13 protein-coding genes are annotated in these 15,805 nt (G+C 33.2%); 4 read left to right on the forward strand and 9 right to left on the reverse strand.

What is annotated here, in order from left to right:
• Positions 1-34: 34 nt before the first annotated feature.
• The 9 genes from CGC48_RS01800 to CGC48_RS01840 all read right to left on the reverse strand — a co-directional run bounded on the left by CGC48_RS01800 (position 35) and on the right by CGC48_RS01840 (position 11,018).
• The gene (locus CGC48_RS01800; protein ID WP_232780532.1) at positions 35-1,885 is read right to left on the reverse strand and encodes a hypothetical protein; all 1,851 of its coding nucleotides are present in this window, start codon (positions 1,883-1,885) and stop codon (positions 35-37) included.
• A gap of 14 nt (positions 1,886-1,899) precedes the next feature.
• A complete protein-coding gene (locus CGC48_RS01805; RefSeq protein WP_098028219.1) occupies positions 1,900-2,346 on the reverse strand; it encodes a nucleoside deaminase in 447 nt (148 codons plus the stop codon).
• Positions 2,347-2,454: 108 nt separating this feature from the next.
• A complete protein-coding gene (locus tag CGC48_RS01810; RefSeq protein WP_098028220.1) occupies positions 2,455-3,087 on the reverse strand; it encodes a DUF937 domain-containing protein in 633 nt (210 codons plus the stop codon).
• A gap of 39 nt (positions 3,088-3,126) precedes the next feature.
• Positions 3,127-4,077 carry a D-2-hydroxyacid dehydrogenase gene (locus tag CGC48_RS01815; protein ID WP_098028221.1) on the reverse strand — a complete coding sequence of 317 codons (951 nt, stop codon included), beginning with the start codon at positions 4,075-4,077 and terminating at the stop codon, positions 3,127-3,129.
• 283 nt (positions 4,078-4,360) lie between these two features.
• Positions 4,361-5,323 carry a type I phosphomannose isomerase catalytic subunit gene (locus CGC48_RS01820; RefSeq protein ID WP_098028222.1) on the reverse strand — a complete coding sequence of 321 codons (963 nt, stop codon included), beginning with the start codon at positions 5,321-5,323 and terminating at the stop codon, positions 4,361-4,363.
• An 85-nt stretch (positions 5,324-5,408) separates the two neighbouring features.
• Positions 5,409-6,638: an ATP-dependent Clp protease ATP-binding subunit ClpX gene (gene clpX, locus CGC48_RS01825; protein ID WP_098028223.1), complete on the reverse strand. Its 1,230-nt coding sequence runs from the start codon at positions 6,636-6,638 to the stop codon at positions 5,409-5,411.
• A 3-nt stretch (positions 6,639-6,641) separates the two neighbouring features.
• Positions 6,642-7,304, reverse strand: coding sequence for an ATP-dependent Clp protease proteolytic subunit (locus CGC48_RS01830; protein WP_098028224.1), 663 nt, complete (start codon positions 7,302-7,304; stop codon positions 6,642-6,644).
• 82 nt (positions 7,305-7,386) lie between these two features.
• Positions 7,387-8,724, reverse strand: a complete 1,338-nt coding sequence (tig, locus tag CGC48_RS01835) for a trigger factor (RefSeq protein WP_098028225.1) — start codon at positions 8,722-8,724, stop codon at positions 7,387-7,389.
• A gap of 83 nt (positions 8,725-8,807) precedes the next feature.
• Positions 8,808-11,018: an FUSC family protein gene (locus CGC48_RS01840; protein WP_098028226.1), complete on the reverse strand. Its 2,211-nt coding sequence runs from the start codon at positions 11,016-11,018 to the stop codon at positions 8,808-8,810.
• Positions 11,019-11,099: 81 nt separating this feature from the next.
• On the opposite strand from CGC48_RS01840, the gene CGC48_RS01845 reads away from it, so the two are divergent.
• From CGC48_RS01845 to CGC48_RS01860, 4 genes are all read left to right on the forward strand, one after another.
• Entirely contained in the window at positions 11,100-11,660 is a 561-nt protein-coding gene (locus tag CGC48_RS01845) for an L-threonylcarbamoyladenylate synthase (protein ID WP_098028227.1), read from the forward strand.
• Between the two features lie 4 nt (positions 11,661-11,664).
• Positions 11,665-12,099 carry a deoxycytidylate deaminase gene (locus tag CGC48_RS01850; protein ID WP_098028228.1) on the forward strand — a complete coding sequence of 145 codons (435 nt, stop codon included), beginning with the start codon at positions 11,665-11,667 and terminating at the stop codon, positions 12,097-12,099.
• Between the two features lie 91 nt (positions 12,100-12,190).
• Positions 12,191-14,659, forward strand: coding sequence for an SLBB domain-containing protein (locus CGC48_RS01855; RefSeq protein WP_098028229.1), 2,469 nt, complete (start codon positions 12,191-12,193; stop codon positions 14,657-14,659).
• A complete protein-coding gene (locus tag CGC48_RS01860) occupies positions 14,659-15,756 on the forward strand; it encodes a Wzz/FepE/Etk N-terminal domain-containing protein (protein WP_098028230.1) in 1,098 nt (365 codons plus the stop codon). The genes CGC48_RS01855 and CGC48_RS01860 overlap by 1 nt, the downstream gene beginning before the upstream one ends.
• The last annotated feature ends 49 nt before the right edge of the window (positions 15,757-15,805 follow it).

Below are 15,805 nucleotides of genomic sequence, written 5' to 3' on the forward strand. Positions count from 1 at the left end.
TCCTACTCTATTTAACCAAAAATTAAGAAGTATTTTATTTGTAAATTACTGTATTAGGAGGTCTGTATTGAAAGGTTTGCAATCTGAAATCATCATTTTGTATGTTTGTAATTTTGAAAATATGATTTCCTTCCATAGGTATTCTGGGGAAGTAACACAATGAAAATTGAAAACTTTGAAACATCAAGTAATCATTTGATATATAGAATCCTATAGCTACTTTTGAATAAACATCTGTTTTAAAAAATGGATTATTCTCCTTTCCTAAAAAGCCTACATCTACATTAAAAAATGGATTAAACCTGAAACCCAGCCAACTGAACGGACTATAGGATTGTGTTTGCGAAGAAAGTACAAGTTTCCGAGTTCCATAAACATTGCTATAAAACCCTAAAATTCCTTCTCTTTCATTAAGGCTAACTCTGTCTTTAGGGTGAGCCGTTCTGTTTAAACCTACTACGAAAGATGTTTTAAAAAATTGTCGGAAATGCCAATTTCCCAAAGAGAAAAGATTTGAAAAATAAATACTTTCTCCTTTAAAAACGCTCTGTTTCACATTGTCTTTCATCAGCAAACTTCCCGCCTCCAAGTTCAGAGAATAATACCCTTTATCAGCGTACTTAGCCAATGAAAATCCAAGTCCAAAATAGGGATGTAATTTTTCATTTTTCTGCAATGTACCCAAAGTAAGAAAAATAGAATGCCCTATGTTCACATCTTCAATATCTCCGTGTCTGAAAATATATCTATCCTGAACAAAGTTTGTTTTATTCAAACTGAACTTCGACAATAGCAAATGTTCATTTGAAAAATAATTATCAACATTCAAAGAATCAGGAGTATTTTCTGCATAATTTAAATTTTTATAACGTGCCGATATGACGAAATTATTAACAGAACCAAGAGAATTCTTTTTCAAAGGTATGGCATATCCTCCATAAACATCAAATATTTTTGTTCTCAAAGGAGGACGATACACACTATCTTTAAAGAAAATATCTTCCTGATACCGATTCTCGTGATACCCAATTTTTCCCGCCCAACGTGTATAAGGAGAGTAAAAACGTCTTTCAGCTACCAATTGCTTTGAAAATAAGTTTTCATAATCCCGATAGTATGAAGTAAATAAATCAATATGTGTATTTTGAATATTTTTGGCACGATATCCAAATCCTTTTCCGTTATCACTGAAGTTCTTAAAATATTGCCTGTACAGAACGTATGCCTCGTGTCCTAAACCAAAAAGATTTTGTTCATTAACACGTATCCAACCTCTTTTATCGGTTAAATCACTTGCGAAGAACATTGTCCAGCTATCTAGAGCCACAACCTGAATATCAACAGAATCAGAAACAGCAGAAATTTCCACAGGACGAATAAGTACACGCCTGATGTAATTTTGCTCCCTTAAAAGACGCTCCGATTCCTTCAAAAGTAACGAGTCCATTGGTTTATTTTCAGAAAATAGAAGTTGTTTTTTAACCGTTCTCGCTCGGGTTTTTATATGCAATGCATTCCCATAAACCTCCATTTTCTTTTGAGGAGTTTTTGACAAATCCTTTTCATCAAAACCAAATGGATCTAAAGTAACAACCTCTATTTTCCGTATGATTTTTCCTTGATATTTTACATAGTTCAGATTTAATTCTTTATCAATTTGTTTTGAAGTTGGTGATTTTTTTGATGAATCTGAAAAGAAAGAAGCTAAATTCTTTGTTAATTTATATTTTCCAAAATATCTTTTTACTCTACTGTAAAAGTCTTTATCTTTTTGAATTTCAGTAGAGTCTTTTTTAATTATATCCAATGAATTGGTTGCCTGTGGAAACAAAAATAATGTTCCCATAAAGAATATTACCACACAAAGATATAACCTACGACTCATCTTTTATTCAATTATTATTTTGCTCTCTTATTAGCGAAAAACTGTCGCAAAAGTTGTGAACACTCTTGTTCAAGAACATTTCCTTTAATTTCTGTTTTGGGGTGAAGTTTGCCCCCCATTGCTGTAAAGCCTCTTTGCAAATCACTTGCTCCATAAACCACACGCGAAATTTGACTCCAATATAAAGCCCCTGCACACATCATACAAGGTTCCAAAGTAACATAAAGTGTACAGCTTTTCAGATATTTACCCCCCAAATAATTGGACGCCATCGTAATTACCTGCATTTCGGCGTGTGCTGTTACATCGGTTAAGCGTTCTGTTAAATTGTACGCTCTGGCTATTATTTGATTATCAACTACGATAATTGCTCCGACAGGAATTTCGTTTGCATCAAATGCATTTTCTGCTTCCTGTAAAGCTCTTCTCATAAAATATTCATCGTCAAACATCTGAAACATAATTAAATATCCCTATTTCTATCTTTTTTATCAGATAAAAATAGCTTGATGAAGTTCTTATTATGAACAGCATCAAACTATTTGTTTATATTATTTGTTTTTGGATTGCTATTTTCCTCCTAAAAATCCGCCAAGTAAATCGCCTATCCCTCCTTTATTATCCGATTTTCCTCCTAACATTCCTGCAAGGTCGTCCATAACATTTCCATCTCCGTTGGAGTCTAATAAGGATTTCAACATTCCACCTAAATTATTATTATTTCCTAAAAATCCTGATAATAAATCTCCCAATCCACTGGCTGATGAAACATTATTGTCTGACACTTTTTTCCCTAAAAAGCTCATTAACACTGGAGCTAAAGATTGCAAAATTTGAACAACATTTGAGGAAGAAACCCCAGTTTTAGCACTAATAGCATTTGCCATAGTCGACTCCTTGCCGCCTAACAAATGTCCCAAAATTCCAGCTCCATCTTTAGTCACATCACTATTAACCCCATCATTAAAGAAACTACCAAGATTATCCAACAAACTCCCATCGTGTTTGTTACTCTGCAAAGCACTTAACAGCCCAGTAGCTCCCTCTCCTGAAGTATTATTTTGCATTGCACCCATCAATAAAGTTCCTGCCATTTCAATTACAGAAGAAACTTGTGAAGTAGAAACTCCCGTCTGTTTACTAACTCCATCTACAATTTTTTGGAGATTATCTCCTCCCAGAAAATCTAAAATTCCCGCCATTTTATCAATTTTTAAAATTATTATTGAATTTGCTAAAAGTTATTTGAGTAAACTGACAACCTGTTCCGCTAATTCCGTGCCAATTCTGTCTTGAGCTTCAATTGTTGAAGCCCCAATATGTGGTGTTAACGAAACATTAGGATGCATTAACAATCTGATTGATGGAGTTGGCTCATTTTCAAACACATCTAATCCTGCGAAGCTCACCTTTCCACTTTCTAATGCCTCAATTAAAGCCTCTTCCGAAATTACCCCTCCACGAGCCAAATTTATAACCCCTACTCCTTCTTTCATTAATTCAAATTCCTCTGAATCAATAACATAAACATCTTGAATAGGAGAGTTTATTGTAATGAAATCAGATTGTTTTAAAACCTCTTCTTTTTCAATCGTTTTTACTAAAAATGAGATTGTTCTACCATCGAAAAAAGGAAGTTCTATATCCGCCTCTTTCACATTAGGGTCATACGCTATTACATTCATTCCCAAACCTATAGCCATACGAGCTACTGCCTGACCGACTCTTCCAAATCCAATAATTCCCAAAGTTTTTCCTCGAAGTTCTACTCCGTTGGAATATAATTTTTTCAATTGATTAAATTGTGTATCTCCCTCCAAAGGCATATTTCTGTTGGAATCGTGCAAGAAACGTGCTCCCGAAAACAAATGTGCAAAAACCAATTCTGCTACGGAATTTGCCGACGAAACTGGTGTATTAATCACATGGATATTTTTGCTTTTTGCATATTCAGTATCAACATTATCCAATCCAACTCCTCCACGACCAATTAATTTCAACGAAGGACAGCCATCAATGATATTCTTATCAACCTTTGTTGCTGAACGCACTAAAAGAACATTAATATTATTCTGGTTTATATAATTTATTAATTGATTTTGAGCGACTTTTACTACAATTACTTCAAATCCGTTTTCTTCAAGATGTTGTTTTCCTAATTCGGAAATTCCATCATTTGCAAGTATTTTCATTATTTTTTTAATCCCTTTACAATATTATTAAATAGAACGGCAAAAGTACTATTTTTCTACCAAAAATGTATCTTTCTGGAAGAGTTTATTTACAAAGATTGTTTCGTTTTGGAGAATGTATTTCCAATACAAAGTTTATTTTTTAGAAAATTCAGAAAACTAAAAAGCGTATTTTGACCAAAACTTTACATTGTTTCAATCAAAAATACGCCTATAACACTAAATTTAAACTATTTTGGTATGTCTTTCACATACGTTTCTAACTTCAAAAATTTATCTCTCTTTACAACCTTACTTCCAGTAATTCTATAGCGGTTGTATTTACGTATAATTTCTGGCAACTAGCAGGAAATAAAATTGTTTCTCCTTGTTTTACAGATAGTTCTGTTTTCCCATCAGAAAGTGTTCCTCCACCTTTCACACACATATAAATATGAAAAGAATCCTCTGAACCTATTTCTTTTTCAAAATTTTGTGTCAAATTCAAATAATTCGTGATGAAATATGGACAATTAACCATCGTATTGGTTGTATCTTCAGATTTCGAGTAATTTACTTTAAAATCATCTTTCTTTTGATAATCAATCGCATCAAGAGCTTGTTCGGTGTGAAGCTCTCGCAAATTTCCATTTTTGTCCCTACGATTAAAGTCATACACGCGATATGTTATATCACTTGTTTGTTGAATTTCAGCAATGATAATTCCGCCCCCGATAGCGTGAACCTTACCTGTGTTAATGAAAAAAGTGTCACCCTCACTTACCTTTTCGTAATTCATTATATCCGTGAGCGTTCCGTTATCAAGATGTTGCTGATATTCCTCTTTAGTTACATCTTTGTTGAAACCTACAATGAGTTCTGCTCCCTCATCGGCTTGCATTACGTACCACATTTCTGTTTTTCCGAATGAGTTATGCCTTTTTTTCGCCAGTTCATCATTTGGGTGAACCTGAATTGACAAATCTTCACGAGCGTCAATAAACTTTATCAAAATCGGAAAATCAGCACCGAATTTTTCATAAACGTGTTTGCCTAATAACTCATTGGGATACAAATCAATAAGCTCTTGCAGAGATTTTCCAGCAAATTTACCATTCGCCACCACAGAAATATCACCTTTCACAGCTGACACTTCCCAACTCTCACCTGTAATATCTGTTTCGATGGGTTTGTTAAACAGCGTTTTTAATTTGGTTCCTCCCCAAAGTCTCTCTTTAAGAATAGGGTTAAATTTTATTGGATACATAAATCAATTTTTTATAGTAGTTATTATCTTAAGTCTTGAAAAACAAAAACTCAAAGCCCGTTTTAGAACCTTGAGTTTCTTATATTTATAGAATTACCTGTAATCCTGATTTATTAAGTTTTTCTTCAGCATACTTTTTAGTTACTATGAGTTCTTTTTTGTCAGAACTTGGCAACTCAAACATTGCATCTGTTAAAATACTTTCACAAAGTGAACGAAGCCCACGTGCTCCAAGTTTATATTCCATTGCTTTTTCAACAATAAAATCAAGGGCTTCTTCCTTTATATCAAACTTTATCCCGTCCATCTCAAACAACTTTTTGTATTGCTTTATTATGGCATTTTTTGGCTCTGTCAGAATCATTCGTAAAGTTTCCTTATCAAGCGGATTCATATAAGTCAAAACTGGTAAACGCCCGATAATTTCAGGAATTAAACCAAAATCTTTTAAATCTTTCGGGATTATGTATTGCATCAAATTTTTTCTGTCAATAACTCCAGTTTTTGATGAATTATATCCCACTACTTGCATATTCAGTCGTTTGGAAATCAATCGTTCAATACCGTCAAAAGCTCCTCCTGCAATGAAAAGAATATGTTCTGTATTTACTTCAATATACTTCTGGTCGGGATGTTTACGTCCTCCTTTAGGTGGTACATTTACGATAGAACCTTCCAAAAGTTTCAACAATCCTTGCTGTACGCCTTCGCCCGAAACATCACGAGTTATTGAGGGATTATCACTTTTCCGTGCAATTTTATCTATTTCATCAATAAAAACAATTCCTTTTTCAGCTTTAGAAACATCATAATCAGCCGCTTGTAATAATCTCGAAAGGATACTTTCTACGTCCTCTCCCACGTAACCTGCTTCCGTTAAAACAGTAGCATCAACAATTGCCAAAGGTACGTTTAGCAACTTAGCAATTGTTTTGGCAACAAGCGTTTTCCCTGTTCCCGTTTCCCCCACCATTATTACATTGCTTTTCTGTATCTCTACATTATCATCAGTATCAGGTTGTTGCAACCGTTTATAATGATTGTAAACCGCTACAGAAAGAATTTTTTTAGTAAAATCCTGCCCAATGACATACTGGTCAAGAAATTCCTTAATTTCTTGTGGCTTTTTTAATGTAATATCTTCATTTGAGAAGCTATTTTCTGTTTTGAAATTAAATTCCTCCAAAAGAATTCCGTGAGCTTGTTCAATACAATGATTACAAATTCTTGCTTCTAATCCATTGACAAGCAAATCTGTTTCAGCTTCAGGACGACCACAAAATGAGCAGTAGCTATCTTCTTGTTTCTTTGCCATCTTTTATGCTTTTCGAACCAAAACCTCATCAATCATTCCGTATGTTTTGGCTTCCTCAGCTTTCATCCAATAATCACGCTCAGAATCCTCATATACTTTCTCAAAAGGTTGTTTTGAATGCTTTGCGATAATCTCATAAAGTTCATTTTTTATCTTAAGCATTTCTTTTAAATTGATTTCCATATCAGTAGCTACACCTTGAGCTCCTCCTGAAGGTTGATGGATCATTATACGTGCGTGTGGTAAAGCGGAACGTTTCCCTTCTGCTCCCGCACACAAAAGCACTGCCCCCATAGAAGCAGCCATTCCTGTACAAATCGTTGCTACATCAGGCTTGATAAATTGCATTGTATCATAAATTCCCAAACCAGCATAGACTTCTCCTCCTGGTGAATTAATATATATTTGAATATCTTTAGAACTATTCAAACTCTCCAAAAATAGCAATTGTGCCTGAATTATATTCGCCATTTGTGAATGTACCTCTGTTCCCATAAAGATGATTCTGTCCATCATCAGACGAGAAAACACATCCATTTGAGTTACATTTAATTGACGTTCTTCCATAATATACGGGGTCATACTTGCTACAATTTTATCGTAGTACAAACTATTCACACCGTGTTTTTTAATGGCATATTTTTTAAATTCGTTTTTGTAATTCATAGTTTTATTGATTTTTATAGTAGCTGAAAAGGCGTTAAATTTGGTTTAACGCCTCTACAACTGCAAGTTAAGTTAAAAGCTTTTAGGCTTCCTCTGTTTTATAAACTTCTTTTATAAACTCATCAAAAGTTACCTTTTTGTCATTTATTTTGACATTTTGTTTGTAAAAATCCAATAACTTATTGAATACAAGCTGTTTATTAATTCGTTCTACTTCCTCTCTATTTTGCAGAATTTTTCCTACAATTCCCTCTACATATGTTTCATCTTCCACAGGCATTCCATACTGAAGCATTTGGTTTTTAACATACGTATTTGCGAAGCTTTTTAATTCTTCAAAAGTTGGGTGTAATTTATTGTCAGTAAGTATTTTACCTTCAATAAGCTGATAACGAAGTCCTTTTTCTGAATTTTCATATTCTTTATTTGCTTCATCTTCAGTAAGTTCTTTTTCACCTGCAGTACGTAACCATTTTTTCAAAAATTCAGCAGGAAGGTCAAACTTGGTATTTTCAACCAAATAATCAGTTACTTCATTTAAGAAATGTTGATTTGATTGTTCTGCATACTGAAGTTCAGAGTTTTCTCTGATTTTATCACGCAATTGTGCCTCTGAAGTAACTTCCCCTGCTGGGAATAATTTATCAAAAAGCTCCTGATTAAGTTCAGCTTCCTCACGAACATTAACTTCTTCCAAAGTGAGTGTTACTTCTACATCTAAATCGTGAGCTTCATCGTGTGAAACTTTCAAATAATGCATCAAACTATGTACATCTTCGAACAATCCTTTGGTTTTCAATTGTAACTGTTCACCAATTTTTTTACCAACGAATTTTTTACGATTTTTTTCGCTTACGTCTTCTAACTTGAAAGTAGCTTTGTTGTCGATATTTTTTTCCTCATTGAAGAAAGTTCCCGTAATTTCAATATCATTTTGGTTTAGAACTTCTCCTTTTGAAATCAATTTACCAAATTGCTTACGGATACGCTCAACTTGCTTATCAACTTGCTCATCTTCAACACCTATTTCATAACGAGTAATTCCCTTTGCTGGTTTCAAATCTAACTCAAATGAAGGAGCTAAACCAATTTCAAACTCAAATGAAAAGTCCTCAGCGTCCCAATTAAAATCTTGTTTTGCCTTTGGAAGTGGGTGTCCTAATATATCTAATTTCTCATCAACAAGATATTTATTCAAAGAATCTTGTAACAATTTGTTTACTTCATCAAACAAAACTGCCTTTCCGTATTGTTTTTTTACCATTCCCATAGGCACGTGTCCTTTTCTAAATCCGGGAATGTTTGCTGTTTTTCTGTAATTTGTAAGTACTTTTTCTACTTTATCAGCATAATCATTTTTTTCGATAGCAACCGTAATCACGGCATTCAAAGCATCAATTTGCTCTTTTGTAATATTCATTTTTTAAAATATTTATATCTAAAAATTTCAGTTTGCAAAGGTATGATTTTATATGGAAACTAAAAAATTTTTAAATTACTTTCTTACTTGCGTTTTGTCATTTGCTTAATGGCTTGTTCTAAATTCTTTACAAGTCCAAAAAGATAGTTAAATTGCTCCCAATAAAGATGTACTTCACGCATAGAAACAACTGGTAATAAATCATTTGAAGAAGAACTTAAACTTTGCTGTTGTTCAATTATTTTTTGCATTTCTTGGTTTAGTTCTTCTAATGAAAATTCGTTTTCTTCAACTTGAATAGAAATATCATTGACAAGGGGCTCCAATGCTCTTTTCAGAAGTGAAGTAAGCGAATCAATAGCTCGATTGAATATTTCTTTAGGGAAAGTTACTTTCTTGGATTTCAGACGAACTCCCAAAGAAGCCACGGAAGCCAAAAACGATTGCTGAATTACAATAATCTCATAAATTGATGTATTGTCGTCTTGTTTTGACTTTGGTTCTTGTAGCATTCGCTGAAAAGCTGCATTTAAGTTCGACAATGCTAAAAAAGCTTCTTTCCGAGAGACTTTATATTCATTAGTAACTCCTTGATTTTCATTAAAAACAATTTTCACTTGCTGAAGATAATCAATATTGGTTTTTATTGACTTTTGAACGACCTCCTGATATGTTCGTGATTCCCAAGTTGGAAAAAGTACATAATTTGCAACAAAGGCAAGTCCTACACCGATGGCTGTATCAAGTAACCTGTCGTGTATCACTGAATAAACATCTGGGCTTATCAAAGCAAACATAAAAATAGCTGTAATTGTGATAAAAATTGAAGCGTACATATAGTTTTCCTGCATCAACCCAAATGCAATTGGCATACACAGCACCCCAAAATACAAATACAAACTCGGAAAAGGAAACAAATAAATAACAGCAAAAGCGATTATCCCTCCCAAAATTGTCCCATAAATCCTACTTAAAGAACGTTCCTTTGTCAGTCCAAAACCTGGACGCATTATCAGAAAAATTGTCAAAAGAATCCAATATGCATTGCTTATAGAGAAATAATTCCCTATAAAATAAGCAATTAATGTAGTTACAGAAAGCCGAATAGAATGCCGGAAAAAGGAAGATTCAAAAGATATGTGGTCTTTCAAACGTTTCCAAGAATAATTCTGGTAACTTACGAACTTTCTGTAAGTTTTTTCATCACGTTTTCCAACATCGTTTGTGTAATAATTATCAAATATCACACGTATTTTCTCTATTGATTTATACTGATTTTCAATATAGATATAAAAATTCCGAAGTGTGAGTAGTTTATCTCTATCAGATTTAGTTTGAGCCTGATTTTTCAGTTCCTCATTTTTTCTTTTTGCTTGTAACAATAATGTTTTTAAAGAATTATCCAAATTAATTTGCTTACGAGACCCTATATAAACGGACATTTGTTGCAATTGATTTGAAAGCTCTTTCAGAAAATCAGCATAAATTCTCAATACATCTTTATCTTGTGCAAATTCCTTATCAATTTTATCATACTGAACTGGGTTTGCCAATGCCAACTCAAAAATATCGACCAATTCTATGAACATCAAAAATTGTCTCTGCAAATAGTCTGTTTTACCTGACTTACTTCGCGAATCAAGGATTACTTCTCGCAACTTCTCGTAATTCTCATTCAAGTTGGTTTGCAAATCAATCATTTTTTTGAAACCCTCCGTTCTATTTTCTGACAGTAACAAATCTGAACGAACAGAAAAAAAATCTGACGTCAAAGAGAAACACTTTCCTAAAAGTTGCTCACTATACTGTCTCGGTTTTATCCATAGATATATAAAAACTAAAGATATATACCACAATCCACCAATAAAAATACAAAGCAAATACACATAAATTGCCGCTCCTGTTTGTATGTGAGACAATGTGGAAGCAATGGAAAATAACCCAGAAAAAGCTACCATAGAAGCTCGAAAACCATAAAGTGAAATATAACCATTGAAAAATGTTAAAACAAAAATAGTTAATTCCAGTAGATAAGGGTATGGGTATGTTATATTAACAAAAAAGCAACTGACCATTGCCAATAAAGTAGCTACCAAAAGTCCTCCAATATGATGTTTTCTATTGCCAGGAATATCACTCGGAGAAATAGCTATTATACTTAATCCCACAGGAATACCTATTTCAAGGATATCAAAATACCAACCAATTCCGATAGGAATAAGAACAGCTATCGTTTTCAGTACGCCTTTAAAAAAAGAAAAACTTTTTAGAAAAGAGGTGAGTTTTAAATACATTTTTTAACTATATTCGCCACAAAAATACAAAGTAATTCTGAAATGTTATAACTTCGTATTTTTTGAAATCAGCGAACTTCTATGGATAAAGATATAAAAAAAGCAAGTGAAATACTTATTAATGAAGGAGTTATATTATACCCTACAGATACTGTTTGGGGATTGGGTTGCGACGCTACTAACATCAAAGCTGTTTCCAAAATTTTTCAAATAAAACAACGAAATGAAAGTAAAAGTTTGATTATTTTGATAAATTCAATAGAAATGCTACAGCAATATCTTTCAGAAACACCTAGTTACATACTGAATTTCCTTAAAACGATTCAAAATCCAACTACAATCATATATTCTAATCCTAAAAATTTAGCAAAAAACGTCATTTCATCTGAAAATACAGTCGCTATACGTCTAATTCAAGACGAATTCTGTCAGAAATTAATAAAAAACTTCGGAAAACCTATCGTTTCTACTTCTGCTAACATCAGTGGAGAACCTACACCCCAAATTTTTAGTGACATAAACCCACAAATCATCAAAAATTGTGATTATGTGGTAAAACATCGACAAAACGACACAGAAAAACGAACTCCTTCCAGATTGATACGCTTTGATTCAGAAGGAAATATAGAATTTTTAAGATAACATTATGAATAAACAAGATATCAAACAGATACGTTATGACAAAGCTTATATGCGAATGGCTTTGGAATGGGCAAAACTTTCTTACTGCAAACGAAAACAGGTTGGAGCTATCATCGTGAAAGACAGAATGATTATTTCAGACGGATACAATGGAACACCCACTGGTTTTGATAATTGTTGTGAAGATGAAAAAGGCGACACAAAATGGTATGTACTTCACGCAGAAGCAAATGCAATTATGAAAGTAGCTTCCTCCACTCAATCTTCACAAGGAGCTACGCTTTACATAACAATGTCACCTTGCAAAGAATGTAGCAAATTAATTCACCAATCAGGAATTAAGCGTGTGGTTTACAAAGATGCTTACAAAGACGATGAAGGAATTTTATTTCTTGAAAAAGCAGGTGTTGAAATCGTACATCTTTCAGAAGTAGAATGATTACAATTAAGACGTAAGAACTTAATTAATAAAATATTATTTTTTTACTTTTAAATAAGTTTTATATTTTTGCGGACAAATAAAACATATTATGCCAAAAATTAAGCTTTTAGTTATATTTTTACTTTTTATTGGAAGTTTTCAAACGATTGTATCTCAGAATAATAATAACAATGATATAAATCTTGACCCTCAACAAATTTCTTCAATAAATATTGATAAAATATCGGACGAGCAACTTAGCATTTATTGGGAGAAAGCTAAAAATCAAGGTTATACATTAGACCAACTTATTACCGCTGCCAGAATGCGAGGTATGTCGGACATACAAGCTATGAAACTAAGACAGCGAATTTTACAACTTTCAATCAGAAAAAAATCTGGTAATCAGCAAGATACTTATTCTTTTCAGGATAGAGAAGAAGAAACTTTCGGATTTACAGGAAATGAAAATAAAGACTCTTTGGCGACACAAAACAAAAAGGACTCCATATTTGGTATGAATTTCTTTAAAAATCCAAAAATTTCATTCACGCCAAATATGAATATGGCAACTCCTGAAAATTATCAAGTAGGACCTGGTGATGAACTCCTGATTGAGGTTTGGGGAGCCACCGAAGGCTCATTTAAACAAAAAGTTGATACACAGGGAAATATTTTCATAAATGCTATTGGAAAAATCAACGTTTCGGGTTTATCTTTTGAAGATGTAAAAACAAAAATTAACTCACATTTAAAACGAATTTATTCTGGAATTTCTGCACCTAATGGAAGTTATAACAAAGTCTATACAGGAGTTACCATTACTCAAGTAAGAACCGTAAAAGTAAACATCATAGGGGAAGTCACCGTTCCTGGTACTTACTCACTAAGTGCTTTATCAACCGTTTTGAATGCGTTGTACGCTTGTGGAGGTCCTACGGAAAATGGGTCTTTCAGAGAAATAAATTTGGTGCGAAACGGGCAGAAAATAGCTACTTTTGACGTTTATGAATTTCTAATTCACGGAAGCGAGAAAGGGAATTTACCTCTTAAAGATCAAGATGTTATCATAGTTCCTCCTTACTTAAATCGGGTTTTGATTGAAGGAGAAGTAAAACGAAAAGGAGCGTACGAAACTAAAGAAGGAGAAACTTTGGCTAATTTAATCACTTTCTTTGGAGGTTTCACTTCTGATGCTTTTACGAACACTTTGGTTGTTGAACGTATCAAAAATGCAAAACGGGAAGTGAAAGAAGTAGCTTTTGAAGATATTTCAAACTTCCTGATACAGAATGGTGATAAACTCAAAGTTCACCCTATTACAGAAGAATATCAAAACAGATTAAGTATTGGAGGTGCTGTTTACCAGCCTGGTACATATGAATTTAAGGAAGGAATGACCGCTTATGACTTATTAAATCGGGCGAATGGAGTTAGGAAAGAAGCTTCTTTAGACAGAGGACTGATATTTAGAACCTTAAACCGAGTAGATTATCAAACTATCAATTTTTCTGTAAAAGACTTGATTGAAGAAAGAAATAATATTCCACTCAAAGATAACGATAGCATTCATATTTTCTATAAAGATTCTCTTCAAATGGCTCGTTTTATAAAAGTGGAAGGAGCTGTTAATAAGCCAAAAGAACTTCCTTTTATGGAAAATATGACTGTTGAAGATGTTATTGCTCTGGCAGGAGGTCTTTCACAAGGGGCAGATGCTTCAACTATTGATATTTTTCGTGAAATTAATGACGGAGATTTTCGAAAACTGAGCCAAGATTTTAAAGTATCTGCTAACAATGAATTAACACCTGTCGAAGGCGATGTTATCACATTACAACCTAATGATATTGTTTCTGTTAGATATATAAAAGGTTATACACCAATGCAAACAATCACTGTGGAAGGAGAGGTCGTATACCCAGGAATTTACAGCATTCGCAGTAAAGATGAACGTATCTCTGACATTATTGAGCGAGTGGGAGGTTTTTCGCCCTATGCTTACATCAAAGGAGCTACACTTATAAGAAAGAAACTAGACGAAGGCGACATCAAACAAGAGCAATTCCTTGACGAAATTGTTATGGCAAGTAGTATTGGGAACGATAACGATAAGGCTTTAAAAAAGGTAGAAAAAAAATCTACCGAATATCGCATCGGAATTGATTTGAAAAAGATTTTACAAAATAAACACAGCAAATACGATTTAATTTTAAATGAAGGAGATGTTTTGTTAATTCCTTCTGAAAAACAAACCATTGAAATTAAAGGAGAAGTTCTGGCTCCTTCATTAGTACGTTATGAAAAAGGATTATCTTTAAGAGACTATGTAAATCGTGCTGGTGGATTTTCGGACAGAGCCAAAAAACGCTCTATATACGTAATGTATGCCAACGGAGACATAAAATCAACTAATAATTCTCTTTTCTTTAAAAACTACCCTGAGCTGGAACCTGGAGCTATAATTATCGTTCCTTCAAAACCTGAGCGTCAACGAATTTCAACTTCTGAAACAATTGGAATTATCTCTGCAATTACAACAATGGGTGTATTAATTTTTAACGTCTTAAAAAAATAATGATGAGCAATAATCAACAAAAAAATGAAGATGAAATAGATTTACTTGAATTGTTAAATAAACTATGGATTAAAAGAAAATCTATACTGAAAGTTACCTTATTTTTCTTCGTTTTGGGAATCATTATTGCTTTGATATCTCCAAAACAGTACACAGCTGTTACTATTATGGTACCTCAATCCTCTGGCGACAAAATGTCTGTTGGTGGTTTAGGAGGACTTGCGGCTATGGCAGGGATTAATTTGGGAGGAAGCTCAAATGAAAGCATTCCGTTAAATACCTACCCAAAAATAGTAGAGAGTATTCCTTTTAGAAAAAAACTCATACAAACTCCATTAAAATTCAGCAACTTGAATGAGCTTATCTCTTACGAAAAATATTACAAAGAATACAACAAGCCTAGTATTTTTAGTAGTATAAAAAAATATACTATTGGCCTACCAAGTTTGCTTTTTGGTAAAAAAAGTGATGAAAAATCGGAAATTTCTGAAAAAACGGATTCTATTTGGTATTTATCACTTGAAGACAGGACTATTTTAGAAGATATTAGTGGGCAACTAGCAATTGATATCAGTGAAAAGGAAGGAATAATTACTTTGTCATATTCAATGCCTGAAGCTTTACCAGCCGCTCAAATGTTGCAGAGTGCACAAACGTTACTGCAAGAAACTGTTACAAAATTTAAAACCCAAAAGGCTAATGATGAATTAAAATTCATCGAACAACGATACGAAGAGGCTAAAAGTGATTTCAAAACAAAACAATTTGCCTTAGCTCAATTTCAAGACAGAAACAGAGACCTTTTTGGTTCGTTGCCACAAACAAGATTGGAGCAACTACAGGCCGATTACAATCTTTCTTTCAGTGTGTATTCCGAACTCGCTAAACAGCTCGAAACAAAAAAAATAAAAGTAAAGGAGGAACACCCTATTTTCACGATTGTAGAACCTGTTAGTGTTCCAAATGAGCGTTCAAAACCTAAAAGAGTTATGATTGTTGCTATTTGGAGTTTTCTTGGTCTCGTGTTAGGAGTCGGTTTTACTTTTATTCGGGATTTTATGAAAAAGTTTAAACAACCTAATATTGATAATCAGTAAAAGTTTAGTATATTATTTCAAAAAATTCTGATAAATAAAATATTATTGT

The sequence above is a fragment of the Capnocytophaga cynodegmi genome (assembly GCF_002302475.1).
Classification (GTDB): Bacteria; Bacteroidota; Bacteroidia; order Flavobacteriales; family Flavobacteriaceae; genus Capnocytophaga; species Capnocytophaga cynodegmi.